The organism is Bacteroides sp. AF20-13LB (assembly GCF_003603065.1).
Taxonomy (GTDB): Bacteria; Bacteroidota; Bacteroidia; order Bacteroidales; family Bacteroidaceae; genus Bacteroides; species Bacteroides uniformis.
This window is the reverse complement of the sequence record NZ_QTMH01000004.1, coordinates 143,989-157,090: the sequence shown is the minus strand read 5'-3', so window position 1 is coordinate 157,090 and position 13,102 is coordinate 143,989. Positions and strand designations below refer to the sequence as shown.

Below are 13,102 nucleotides of genomic sequence, written 5' to 3'. Positions count from 1 at the left end.
ATCTGTTTGTATACTAAACAACTCTGTATGGCAAAATGTTCCCTTACCAGAACCGGTACCCCAGCGTGAAGAATGCGGCGAAGTTCTTGGGGAAATATCCTCTTTCTTCCGAATGACCTATCATCTGGTTTATCTGCTCATTGACTTTTACCAGTCCCACTTGTGTCTCTGCACCGATGATGAATCTTCTGTATTCAAAAGTAAGTCCCAGGGCAATACCTGCATCGAAACGGTTGTTACCCATTTTCCCGTCTACCATACTGCCGAAAGTGTCTATCTTGAACTGGTATCCTCCCTGCATACTGCTGCTGCTATAATCGTAGGTCTCGCCGGAGGTCTTGCCTGCCACGCCTATGGCCGCATAAGGGCCGACGCTCAGCGAGGCATGATAATCCCTGCCCAGATGGAGGCGGGCCGCTATCATGAGGGGGATTTGCAGATACAGTTCATGCATTTTGGCCTTGCCGATGTGGCTTATCTCGTCTTTACCGCCGATGGACACGAATTCCAATGCGGATTGCAGCACCCAGGTCTTGTTGAGGACATATTCTGCACCGACACCAGCTTTGTAAGCTATTTGGGTGTCACTACTGGAGTGTTTTCCATGAAAATGGGAGGTACCGATTCCAGCTTTTGCATGAAAGGACAGCGGGCTTTGTGCCAGACCGGTCAGTACGGTCATTGCCATACAGACGGTAATGATTATCTTCTTCTTCATGAGTAAATTTTTCCGTTTTCGGTTATGAGTAATATTGTTAGTTCGCCATTGGGCAGTAAGGGGGCACAGTGCCGGTGACAGAGCTCAATCAGTGCCTTGCCAAACTTTTCCAGCAGCTCTTCGGGAATGATGTCCCAGAGTTCGCGCGCCAGGTTCATCTGTCCGATGGCGGCAAGTGTTTCTTCGCTGCATCCCGTCTGGCGTGCCAGGTCTTGAATGAATTCCTTATTCATGGTCACTTTCTTGCTGTGGGTATCCAGATTGCCTTCGGCCAGTTTCACGGCCTTTCCCATCATCACGCCGAGGGTGACGTGCGGTACTTGCTCTTCGGCTGCTATTTTCAAGGTTTCGCCGATAAAGTTGCCGTAATGCACGAAAGCCTGGGTGGGGAGGTCGGGATAATACGCCTTGATGAAACGTTCGCTCTTTGCACCGGAGCTGATGACGATACGAGGGTTCCGGGTCGCCTTTGCCACTTCCATGGACTTCCGGATGGAATTGACGAAGGCTTCCGAGGAGAATGGCTTCACGATGCCGGAGGTCCCGATAATGGAAATGCCTCCTTCGATACCGAGGCGGGGATTGAAGGTGCGTTTGGCTATTTCTTCTCCACCGGGGATGGAGATGGTAATGAGAATAGGATTGGGCTGTTTGGCAATATGGAGGCGTTCAAGCCATAGCTTGACGTTCTTCTTTATCATTTCGCGCGGGGTGTCGTTGATGGCAGAGCTACCGAGCTCAAGTCCCAGACCGGGCATGGTGACGACACCTACGCCTTCGCCGCCGCAGACGATGATGTTGTAGTCGTCCTGGGGAGTGTCTTCCGGCAGCGGGTCGTCTATGCGGAAAGGTATGGCTATATTGGTCACAACTTTCATCCCGTTGGTGATGTCCGGGTCGTCGCCGGCATCCTTGATGACGGTAGCGCTTGTCTCGAACATGCCGTCACCGTTTTCCAGAAGGTCGGAGTGGGGAATATGGTGCTGAGGCTCTACGGGAACCTGGATGGTTTCTCCGTTGGGAAGAACTACCGGAAATTCCGTAGGACGCTTTTTGAAGTAGATATTGAATACATCCCAGGTGGCGGCTACGGCGGCAGCGGCGGCACATGTTCCGGTGGTCAGTCCGCTGCGCAGGGGGAAGAAGTCGGGTAAATGTTTCTCGATTATGCGGCGCAGGCCATGCTCGCCGTTTACACAGATAAACTTGCCGGATGTCTTGGGGCGGCAGATGGCAAAGATGCGTATACCCAGTTGCCGGGCAGCTTCCACCTTCTCGCAGAATCCACCGGATATCCCGCTTTCTTTGAGGAGGATGGCTTCGGGATGAAGCTGTTTCATCAGGATTTGCTCGTCTTCTCCGGGCGTGTAGTAGTAGAGGTTCTTCTCGGAGAAACCTTGTTCCCGGGCGAGCTTGCGCGAGCTGTCACGGTCAAGGATGCGGAAGTAACAGCAGGCATTCTGCCACAAAGGCTTCAGCTTACCTATGGTCTGTACGCCGGTCAGTGCAAGTAAGATGAAAATCTTTTCTTTCTGTATCTTCTCGATGGCATCGTCATAATCCCTGCACCAGGTGATGTGTTCTTCATCGCGTTCCGGGAAGATACGCTCGAAACGGATGACGGGGATATTCGATTCCACGGAGACTTGTTCCAGAGTCTCATGCAGCTGTGTGGCAAAGGGGTGCGCGGCGTCTATCAGCAGCTTTATGTGATGCTGTGCACAGAATGTTTCTATTTCTATTGCATCCATCGCGCCTTGCAGGCGGATGCCATTATGCAGAAGTACGTCCTGCTCATCCCCTTTGGTAGAATAGTAGAAAGTTTTTCCGGCTTCTTCAAGGGTTTGGATGGCTATGCGTCCTTCGGTGGTTCCGCCAAATATTAATATCATGTTTGAATGTTTATGGGTGATTAATCGTTGATTTATTTCCGGTACAGATGCTTGAACTCGTGTGCATAGAGCCGTGACAGACCTTCACGGTTGCCGATGGCTTCGCCTACGACAATCATGGTTGTCAAGGTGAGGTTATTTTCCTTCACTATTCTGGCAAGGTCTTTGAGTTCCCCCCTGAATATTTGTTCGTCTTTCCATGTCAAGTGGTAGCAGACAGCTACGGGGGTAGTTTCCGGATATTCCTGCAACAGTTCTTCCTGCACCTGCTTCGCAATGCTTGCACTGAGGAAGATGCACATGGTACTTTGTGAGCGTGCCATGAGATGTAGCTTTTCGCGTTCGGGCATGGGCGTACGTCCTTCGCCGCGTGTTAGGATGATGCTTTGCACTTTTTCCGGAATGGTGAACTGCGACTTCAAGGCAGCTGCCGCCGCCTGGAAGGAGGATATGCCGGGGGTGATGTGGTAGCTCATACCGTGCTGGTCAAAGTAGTTCATCTGTTCCTGAATGGCACCATAGATACAAGGGTCACCCGTATGCAGGCGTACGATGAATTTTCCCTTGTCATAGAACTTCTTCATCACTTCAAATTGTTCTTCCAAATCCATGGAAGCGGAGCTGAGTACGGTAGCCCCGGCCTTGGCACAGAGAGTCAGCTCCCTGGGAACGAGACTGCCGGCATACAGAATGAGGTCGGCGCGTTCCAGCATTTGGCGTCCGCGTACGGAAACCAGGTCCGGGTCGCCCGGGCCGGCACCCACTATTTCGATGTGGCCCTGGCGCACAGTTCTTATGTCGAGGGCGGCGGCCACGGTATAGTTCTCTCCTTTCTTCTTGGGCACCAGCAGCCGGGAGTTGTTTGCACTCAGTAAGGCGGCGGCTTCGCTGACGCTGGGGGTACCCATGTGCTTCATGACGGTTTTGCTGGGATGGGGCACCTCTATCTCTGTCAGTTCCTCGGCTGTATAGAAGTAGACCGGGAACTTCTTTTGGAGCGCTTTCACTACCGGTTCGTCACTTTTGGCTTTAATCGTGGAGATGGAGGCGATGCTTTGGGGCATGATACCGTATTCCTTCAGCGTGTTCATAATCTCTTTCTCCACTTTCCGCACAGGGCCTGCCAGCCGGGCAAGGCCGATGCCGAGGTGTACGACACAGGGCACGTAGCATATCATAGGCATTTCCGGGAAGTTGGGGACTTGGGGAGATACGCACAGAATCAGTTTGAAGCGTGAAGGTTTAATGTCCTGCACCCGGTAGAATACTTCTACATGAGGCGGCAGGTGCGCCTCCATCCAGTCCGTACCTTCATTGCGCACCGTGAGCAGCAGGGCGGTGGGCTTGCCGGAAACGAAGAGGCTGATATGCTCGTTCATGCATACTCTTTTTTTCTCTTCGGGCGTCTTGGCAAGTTCTGCCAACAGGAGGGTGGAGGGCTCGGCGTTGATGACCGGAAACCACCCGAAACGTTGGGGCAGGGTATCGAGTCCCCATAGACCGGTGCAGTCGCTTTGCGTGGTGACTACCGGTTCGGCCCCGAGGATATTCGCTACCTGGTGGGTCAGTTCGTTGGCTCCTCCGATGTGTCCGGAAAGTACGGAGATGGCAAATTTACCGGTACTGTCCACGCAAACCACGGCAGGGTCGGTATATTTGTTCTTCACGCAAGGAGCGATGGTGCGGACACAGATTCCCATGGCGCCAATGAAGACAAAGGCATCATAGCGGTTGAAGTTTTCCGCTGTGAATTTGCCGGCGGATTCTATATGTGTGCATCCCTCTTCGTGCCTGAGGGTGAAGATTTCGGAGTCGGGAAGTTCGTTGAGCAGTGATTGGGCTATGCTCAAACCGGCTTCGGAGATTAGAATAATAGCTGTTTTCATAATGGGTATGTTTAAGAAAGCGTGGCTTTCATAATTTCAATGGGGTTATATTCGTTCAAGGCGATATGGGTGGAAGGGTGGAGCACCATTCCGTTCCGCTCGATTCCTCGGCAGAACGCCTCCTTGCTTTCTGCCGATACGGAGTTGAAAACGATACAGCCTTCGGGGTGCAGCACTTGTTTCACTTTCTCTATCATTTCCTCCAGATGTCCGCCGTGTCCACCGATGAAGACGGCATCGGGGCGGGCAAAGGGAGTGAGGTCGGTGTGCAGGAAATCTCCGGTTACCGCCGTAATGCCCGGTGCGCCGAAGCGGCGGGAGTTGGTGTCCATCAGCTCTTTTCCTTCGGGACGTATCTCGAAGGAGATGACGGCGAGATGGGGGAATTGCAGGCGGGCTTCGATGGAGACGGAACCGGTACAGAAACCGATGTCCCAGAAGACGCGGCGGCGGTTCAGTTCCAATGCCTGCAGGGTGAGCAGGCGGATGGGAGCCTTGGTTATCATGCGGGCGCGTCCGTCAAGATGTGCAAACTCTTCATCGGGGATGCCGAAGGGACGGACTGGAAAGTCCGGGGCTTGTACGCTGCCGTGCAGGGAGTTTGTGCGGCATTGTCCGGGATGGCTGTCCAGCAGCAGGCAGTTGGGATGTTCGAAGTCGCCGGCAACCGCTTCCCGGGGTGTCATCCGGCGTATGCGTTCCTTTTCGGGATTGCCGAGATGCTCGCCGATGTATAGTGTGTAATGGGAGTACCCGTATTCCAGCATGCGGGCGGCAATGGTGGCCGGGGTATGTTCGCGGTCGGTGAGGATGCCTATTTTGGGGGCACGCTCTATGAGGGCACGGTCGAACTCCTGCCAGGGACGTCCTGTCAGGGAGACGGTGCACATGTCGTCATACGGCATGACGAGGCGGTGTGCCAATGTCTGCAAGGAATTGAAAGCGGGATAGAGCAGAATGTCTGCCCCGGGAAGCTTGCGCTTTATGGTATTGGCAAAACCGAAGAACAACGGGTCGCCGGAAGCGAATACAATGATGGAGTCGTCCGTCGCCGTCTCTTCGAAGCGGGCAAATATTTCTTCATAACGGGAAAAGACGCGGTCCAGCGGTACGGTGATGGAAATCCATTCGGCCCCGGCAGGCAGCAGAGGACCGACAATCTCCTTATGCCGTATGCCACCGGAGAAAACCTTCCCCTTCCGTATCTGCGCCAGTGCTTCCGGTGGAAAGAAGGGGGAACGGTTGTCATCCATTCCTATGATTATAAATCTGTGTTTCATTCAACGGGTAATCTTATGAAAATATCAAGTAATGTAAAGGGGCATAACAAGTAATGTTATCGGTCGTAACAAGTAATGTTATGGAATGTCTTTTTTCACTTACACATCCCTGCCCGGGCGCAACTGCTCCGCATCGTTGTAGCACAACACGGAGTTCACCAGCGTGGCAGCCAAGTTGCTGCCTCCCTTACGTCCTTCTACGATAATCTTGGGTATTTCCGTAAAGGGTTTCACCATGTGTTTGGACTCTTGCACATGCACAAAGCCTACCGGTGCGGCAACAATGCCCGCCGGATGTGCCTTGCCCTTACGTATCAGGTCGCAGAGTTCCATAAGTGCCGTAGGTGCATTGCCGAATACAAAGAAAGCATCGGGATGCTCCTCCACAGCCAGGCGGATGCCTGCCTGGGTACGGGTGAGGCCTTTCTCTGCAGCCATCGTCGCCGTGCGCGGGTCGCCGAGGTAACATTTCACCTCTATGCCCAGCCGCTGCAAAGCTCCTTTGCGGATACCGCTGGCTGCCATCGTGACGTCTGTGACAATCGTCTTGATTCCGCCTTTCTCGATGGCTTGATACAAGGAAGCCACGGCACCTTCGTCCGTATGCAGCAGATGCTCCATTTCAAAATCGGCGGTGGTATGTATGGCATGGAGTAAAGCCCATTTATGGTCGAGGGGAATATGCTTGTTCTTCAGTTCCTTTTCGATGGTACGGAAACTGCGAATCATGATGTCTTGCCCGATGCCCGTGGCTTCGGTATTCGTGTCCCGGTAATAGCCGCGCGGAGTGATGAAGGCTCCGTTCCATTCGTAGGACTGTGAGTTGCCTATCAATACGACTGTAAACATATCCACCTCTTCGGGATTGAAATCTCCCAGCGTGGTGATGTGTACCGCTTGTTCCGGGCGTCCTGCCTGGCGCACATATCCCACGGGCGTTTCCGGTGAGCGTCCTTCCTGCAGAAAGAGTTCTTTCAAGCGGTAAAGCTGCCAGTAGCGTCCTTCACTTTTGGGGTTGTAGACTGCCGTCACGAAGTCGGCGGCAGCGGCTGCGGTGATACGTCTTTCAATACGTTCCCAGGGAGTCATCAGGTCTGAAAGGGAGATGACACAGAAGTCATGTCCTACGGGAGCTCCCAGCAGTGAGGCTGCCTTTTGGAAAGCGCTGATGCCCGGCAGCGAAACGATTTCTACGTCGCTGTTCCTTTCCCGCTTCATCTCGTAGACAAGCGGCGTCATACCATAAATGCCCGCATCCCCGGAACTGATGACGCAGACCGTCTTTCCCTGCTCCGCCAGCTCGAAAGCCTGCTCGGCACGGGCGCGCTCACGCTTCATGCCGGTATCTATGCATGCTGTTGAGGGGTGGAGATAAGGGGTTACAAATTGGAAATAGTACTTATATCCCACCACTACATCTGATTCTTGCAAAGCGGAAATTACGGCGGGAGTTATATCCGATTCATTGCCCGGTCCGATGCCGGCAACAATTATTTTGGGGTGTTTCATATCCATATGTTCTATTGGCATACAAAGATAGAACTTATATTTGATGAAACCGAAAAAACTCTGTGTTAATCCGCGTAATCTGTGGTGAATCCTTATTGTCTAAACCTGTAAGTGCCGGTATTCGCTCGGAGTATAGCCTACGTTCTTCTTGAACACGCGGTTGAAGTGCTGCGAATACTGGTATCCCAGCTCATAGGCAATCTGGCTGACCGTCTTCCCGCTTCCTATAATCATTTCTTTGGCCAGGTCGATGATTTTGTTCTGGATATATTCCTGCGCCGTCTTTCCGGTTTCCTTCTTCACCAAATCTCCGAAATAGTTGGAGGAGAGGAACACTTTGTCTGCGAAGTATTTCACGGAAGGCAGTCCTTCGGTCTGCGGTTTGTCGCTCTGGAAATAGTCGTCTATCAGTGCTTCAAATTTCATCAGGATGTCTTTGTTGGCTGCCGAGCGGGTGATGAACTGGCGTTCGTAGAAACGCATGCAGTAGTCCAGCAGTAGCTCGATGTTGCGTGCAATCAGACCCTTGCTGTGCTTGTCGATGGGGCGTTGGATTTCCATCTTAATCTTCTTCAGACAGTCGAGGAAGATTTCTTTCTCGTCTTCGGACAAATGCAGTGCCTCGGTAGAGGAATAGGAAAAGAAGGAATACTGCTTTATTCCCTGTCCCAGCGAGGTGCCTTTTATCAAGTCGGGGTGGAACAGCAGGCCGGAGGCGCTGGGCTGCATACCTTCCAGCATGTTGACCTCGGTCACCTGGCCCGGGGCGAAGCTGGTTACCGTGCCTTCCTGGTAATCGTAATACTGTTTTCCATAGCGTATGTCTCCGCATTTGGTGTTTTTGAGGAAAAGGGCGTATACGCCATAGTTCAAGGTGAAATGCCTGGGATATCCGGTGGCTTCGGACAAATCGACTACGCTGACCAGCGGATGCAGGGTTTCGAGACCGAACATCTTGTTGTATTGGTCTACAGCATTGAGCTTGATTACTTCTTCCATAAACGTTCCTGTTAGTTTTGTACAAATGTAGAGAATAATCCGGAAAGTTCCATATCGCAGGAGGAGGAATCCGTAATATGGTTACAAATGTCCGTAATCTGTGTACATTGAAAAGAGCTACACCCTTTGTCCGGGATGGTGTAGCCATCCGGAGCAAAGGGTGTAGCCTTGGTATGTAAAAGGTGTAGCCCTTTTACGCTTGCTGGTTATCAATCTTTTAGCATAGCTTTGATGTGTTCCATATAGAGCTGGCGGATGGCTTTGTTTTCGCCCAGTCCCTGCATGCGTACATTCACTTGATAGCCTTGCTTTTCAAGTTCCGTCTTCCACACGCCGGCAATATCTTCCTTGGTATGGTTGCCGCATACCAACAGCAACGGAACCAATGTCACGCTCTTGGGGCGTGTCTCTTTCAGTTGCAGCAGGGTTGCGTCCAGGGTAGGATATCCTTCAATGGTGCTGACGTGGAAGTTCTTCAGTCCATGGGCTTTCATCATGAAGTCGAGCATGGCGTAAGTAGCCGTGCTGGGTAGCTGGTTGCCGTGCCCCACATAGACAATGTCTTCTTTCTTTTCCGGCTGTTCGGCGGTCAGTATACCGATTACCTTCTCGCAGTCTTCGACGGAGTAGAGCAGGGGATTTCCCACTTTTATCTCCTTGAAGAAGGGACGGAGCTTGTCTGCATCCCTGCGGACGGAGGTCATCTCACTGCCTTCTATCAAGGTGGTGCTCTGGACGTAGATGGTCCGGTAGCCTTCGGCGCGAAGTTTCAGCAGTGCATCCGTAGGGCTGTCTTTGTACACACCCTCCTTGGCAAGTCTTTTTCGTACAATCGGCGAGATGTATGCTTCGCGCACTGTAAACTGCGGAAAGGCTTCTTGTGCCTCACGGGTCACGACGTCGAGCGTCAAGGCACGTGTCTGAGGGTCCGAACTGCCATAATGGGTGATGAGCAGAGCCGCCTTCTCCTCTTGTTGTGCGGAGGAGAAGAGGCTGATGCCGAGTAAATAGAGAGTGATGAAAAAATGTTTCATAATTGTTGTTGTTTCTAAATGCGTTATGGAGAGATTATTTTAGTCTGAGTGCCAGGCTGATTACTACCGAACGTCCCGGAGAATACAAGGCGAAGTTCTTGTTCAGCGGGCGGTTGTCTTTCTTGTTGAAGATATTGTCTATGCCGATGCCCGGTTCGATGACAAAGTTGCGGAAGCCGTCGAAGGTATGGCGGGTATTGAGGTTCCAGATGCCGTAACCCGGAGCATTGCCGTCTGCGTCACCCGGATAATAGACTTTGCTTTGCAGACGACCGTTCAGGTTGAGGTTCAAGGTATAGTCGCTCCAGCTGTGTGTATAGTTTCCGGTGATGGTGGCTGTATGGCGTATGCTGCGCTCGATGTTTTGCCATTCGCCTCCTTCGTTCAGACCGCGTCCATAGGCGTAGGTATAGTTTCCGGCCAGGGTGAAGCCCGGGAACAGATTGCCGTTCAAGTTCACTTCAAAGCCTTTGACGGTAGCTTTCTCGAAGTTGAAGTAGTTTTTGACACTTAGGTTTTTTGTGGATGAAAGGTCACCGATTTCGGGGAACTCTTCACGCAACTGGTTCTGCTCTGCTTCCGGTAGGTCATCGAATTTAGTGGATTTGGAAGTTACCATGTTCTTTACATAGTTCAGGTAACCGGTGACAGAAGCACTGAAACGGTTGGTACGGTATTCCATGTTGATGGAGTAATAGTTGCTGTGTTCGGGGTCGAGGTTCTCGTCACCCAATGAGATGGTGGCTCGTGTACCCATTGTCTTCTTGAACATGTGGTAGTAGAGCTCGTCAATTCCCGGAGCGCGGAATCCGGCAGCATAGGTGGCACGTACATTGAAGTTGCCTATGTTGTACATGGCTGCCACTTTGGGGGTGAAGCGTCCGCCCGTCTGTTCGTGATGGTCGTAGCGTACACCCACAACACCGGTCAGATGGTTCCATAGCTTCACTTCATGCTGGCCGTAGGCTGATGCCGTATAGACACTTTTGTCCAAATCGGAGTCGGGACGGCGGAGTACTTCACGGCGATAGTCCACACCGAACACCGTAGTGCTGTTGGTTGTAAAACCGAAGATACCTTTCAACTCGGCATCATGGAATTTCTGAAGCTTGGTAAGCGCATACTGTCCGGGCAGGTATCCGCTGTTTTCTATCAGGTATTTATAGCGTGATGCGTAATTGTTTCCTGAATAGTCGAACTGGATAACGTTGCGTTTACTCAGTTTGTATTTGGCGCCTGCCCCCCAGTTGTAACCTTCGTAGGTAGTGTTGTACTTGCTTCCGCCGGTGATGTCTTCGCGTTCTACCGGACGTTCGAGTCCGCGGTTGTAGTATCCGCCGTTGGCATAGAAGGAAAGCTGGTCCGTAGCATCATAGGTAAACTTCTGCGAAAAGTTATTCGAGCTGTAGCCCAGGGAGAGCGGGGCAATCGTTTCGATGATGTCTTCTCCATCTTCTGTCAGATGGCTGTTTTGCCAACCGTCGGAGTGGTCGTATTTATAGGAAGTATAGGACCCTATTTTTCCTTGGGCGATGTCCAGATTCAAGCCTTGGGAGAATTGATTCTTTCTCGTATAGCTGCTATTGCTGCTGAAGGCTACCACATCTTTAGGCTCGTTGGTAATGATATTGATTACACCGCCGATGGCATCCGAACCATAAAGGGAAGAAGCGGCTCCGTTCAGCACCTCGATGCGCTTGATGCGGGTCATATCTATTTGGTTGAGGTCGATGTTACCGGTGATGTCTCCCGTGACCTTGCGTCCGTTTACTAATATCAGCACGTGTTTGTTGGAGAGTCCGTTCATCATCAGATAGGACCCCATCGCGTTCGGACGGAAGGAGAGCGAGGGTACCATCATGGTCAAGGCCTGCTGGAAGTCGGTGATACCGGCACGCTTTATCTCGTTGGCAGTGATAACCGATACCGGAGACGGAGTGTTCTTCAGTCGCTGATGTGTACCCGTACCCGTTACTACGACCGGGTTCAACTCGTGAGTTTTCTTGGTCATATCGTCGCTGTCACCTTTTTCTGCTTGTGCATAGGCACCGGTGGCGATGATTCCTCCCATAAGGAGAGCTGTGAGAAGTCTTTGCTTTATCATATATTGTTTTATTTTATATAACGCTGCAAAGGTACATACCATTATCGGAGGGTGAAATACTTAATAGTTGTTATACTGCGATGGCCAAATAGCTATTAATAGGTACTGTATTCCCTTATTCCGGCACATAGATAATCTCTCCATTTTCAAGCTGATAGGCAACTCCCACTTTCTTTCCTCTTTTACCGGAGGTCTTTTGGTCTTCGCTGGGAGTGTATTTCTTGATTTCCTGCCCTTCTTTGGTAATGATTTCCATATTTTCCTTTCCGGGATTCTTCACCATGGTGAAGTCTTCTTTAGAAAACATCTCCGTCATATTGAAGCGGGAGACGAGAGCCACCATCAAGGCTACGGCAAAGACCATTGCTACGTCAAAAAGATTGGCTACCGTACCCATGGGGTCGGAGTCCGAATCGCTGTGCAGTAATCTGTTTCTCTTACTCTTCATAGTTTTCGTATCGTTAGTCCGTTATTCCTTTTCGGCCGTTTGGCGGCTTATCACTTTGTACAGATATTCCAAGTCGTTCATTTCGCGGGCATACCAGCGTTGTTTCACTTGCAGGGTAATGATGCCGACAGCAGCAATGACCAAACCTACCACTGTAGTGGCAAAAGCCACCTGCATATTGTAGGCCATGGAGGAGATGTCTCCTTGTGCCAGCCCCACCAGTGCGGGACCCATCGGGATGAGGGTACCCATCAGTCCCAACATGGGACCCAGTTTGATGAATGTACGCGAACGTTCCAACTCCTTCTCGGCTTCCACTTCATAGTTGGCAAGCAGGTGTTCGCAGTAGGCAGCGTCGTCCCGGTGTGCGGACAATTTGGACAAGCTGCGGAGGAGAGGGGAGTTGCCTGCCGATGGGAGTTGCTGCAGCAGTCCGTCTATATTCTCTGGGATGATGTTCTCCAGTGTTTCAGTGAATTGCTTCTGTAATTTCATCCGCTGGTAGAACTCGCCGAAGAAACCTCCCGCAAGGATAATGGCACGTAGAAAGAATAGCAGCAGCAGGACTACGACGGGAACCAGCAGCCCGTTTGAAATCCAGAACAGTGTGTTTGAGATTGTTTCCATATATCTTTTTAGTTTTTAATTCTTTAATTCGTTTCAATAGCCCGTGGCAATGATGCTCAATATAACAATGAAAATATTGACAATGAACAATACTTCCAAGCGCAGCGGCTTGTCACCGATAGCATATCGCAGCAAATGGCTACCGGCACCGACTGCAAAGAAAGTAACGCCGGCTGCTATCCATGAGAGACTGCCGAAATCTATTCCGGGAAAAGTGAAAAGCAGCAGTGCCAGGACATAGCATATTACTCCGCCTATCAGTATGCCGGGGTATAACTTCAGGAAGAGGGTGACCGCTTGTTTGAAGGCCGTGTTGCGGGTACGCATTTCTGCGAAACAGTCGAAACAGAAAGTTATCATTACGGCGGCTTCCAGAGTGACACATACCGACAAGTTCAACATCTGTGGACGGGAGGCAAAGAAAGCTGCCACCACGGTCTTGGACTGTTCCGTCATCCATGGAGTCACCAGCCACGCAAAAAAGGCATAGCCTGCGGCAACCGTCCACATTCCCCAGCGTGGATAGAACCCCACCTTTAATAGAAAATTGAGGGCGATGAATAGGGCTAACAGATGAATGGCGTATTCCATAATACTCTGTTTCT

11 protein-coding genes are annotated in these 13,102 nt (G+C 51.4%); all 11 read right to left on the bottom strand.

Features of this window, described 5'->3' with window-relative positions; all coding sequences use genetic code 11:
* Positions 1-43: 43 nt before the first annotated feature.
* A complete protein-coding gene (locus tag DWX62_RS05640) occupies positions 44-718 on the bottom strand; it encodes an outer membrane beta-barrel protein (protein WP_057255916.1) in 675 nt (224 codons plus the stop codon).
* Positions 715-2,610 (bottom strand): cobalt-precorrin-5B (C(1))-methyltransferase CbiD, encoded by a 1,896-nt coding sequence (cbiD, locus tag DWX62_RS05635; protein ID WP_120172644.1) that lies wholly within the window; start codon positions 2,608-2,610, stop codon positions 715-717. Before cbiD ends, DWX62_RS05640 begins: the two co-directional genes overlap by 4 nt.
* A 32-nt stretch (positions 2,611-2,642) precedes the next feature.
* Positions 2,643-4,496 carry a precorrin-4 C(11)-methyltransferase gene (gene cobM / locus DWX62_RS05630; protein ID WP_022401024.1) on the bottom strand — a complete coding sequence of 618 codons (1,854 nt, stop codon included), beginning with the start codon at positions 4,494-4,496 and terminating at the stop codon, positions 2,643-2,645.
* An 11-nt stretch (positions 4,497-4,507) separates the two neighbouring features.
* Complete coding sequence (gene cbiE, locus DWX62_RS05625; RefSeq protein WP_120172643.1) at positions 4,508-5,776, bottom strand: precorrin-6y C5,15-methyltransferase (decarboxylating) subunit CbiE; 1,269 nt, start codon at positions 5,774-5,776, stop codon at positions 4,508-4,510.
* 99 nt (positions 5,777-5,875) lie between these two features.
* Positions 5,876-7,285: a precorrin-3B C(17)-methyltransferase gene (gene cobJ, locus DWX62_RS05620; protein ID WP_034529850.1), complete on the bottom strand. Its 1,410-nt coding sequence runs from the start codon at positions 7,283-7,285 to the stop codon at positions 5,876-5,878.
* Between the two features lie 99 nt (positions 7,286-7,384).
* Positions 7,385-8,284, bottom strand: a complete 900-nt coding sequence (locus DWX62_RS05615) for a helix-turn-helix domain-containing protein (RefSeq protein WP_005836667.1) — start codon at positions 8,282-8,284, stop codon at positions 7,385-7,387.
* 209 nt (positions 8,285-8,493) lie between these two features.
* Positions 8,494-9,318 carry a sirohydrochlorin cobaltochelatase gene (locus tag DWX62_RS05610; RefSeq protein WP_057087706.1) on the bottom strand — a complete coding sequence of 275 codons (825 nt, stop codon included), beginning with the start codon at positions 9,316-9,318 and terminating at the stop codon, positions 8,494-8,496.
* A 34-nt stretch (positions 9,319-9,352) separates the two neighbouring features.
* Positions 9,353-11,422, bottom strand: coding sequence for a TonB-dependent receptor (locus DWX62_RS05605; protein WP_207806020.1), 2,070 nt, complete (start codon positions 11,420-11,422; stop codon positions 9,353-9,355).
* 115 nt (positions 11,423-11,537) lie between these two features.
* Positions 11,538-11,870, bottom strand: coding sequence for a DUF2149 domain-containing protein (locus DWX62_RS05600; protein ID WP_005829376.1), 333 nt, complete (start codon positions 11,868-11,870; stop codon positions 11,538-11,540).
* 21 nt (positions 11,871-11,891) lie between these two features.
* Positions 11,892-12,497, bottom strand: a complete 606-nt coding sequence (locus DWX62_RS05595; RefSeq protein ID WP_005836673.1) for a MotA/TolQ/ExbB proton channel family protein — start codon at positions 12,495-12,497, stop codon at positions 11,892-11,894.
* A gap of 33 nt (positions 12,498-12,530) precedes the next feature.
* A complete protein-coding gene (locus DWX62_RS05590) occupies positions 12,531-13,088 on the bottom strand; it encodes a hypothetical protein (RefSeq protein WP_120172641.1) in 558 nt (185 codons plus the stop codon).
* Positions 13,089-13,102: the final 14 nt, after the last annotated feature.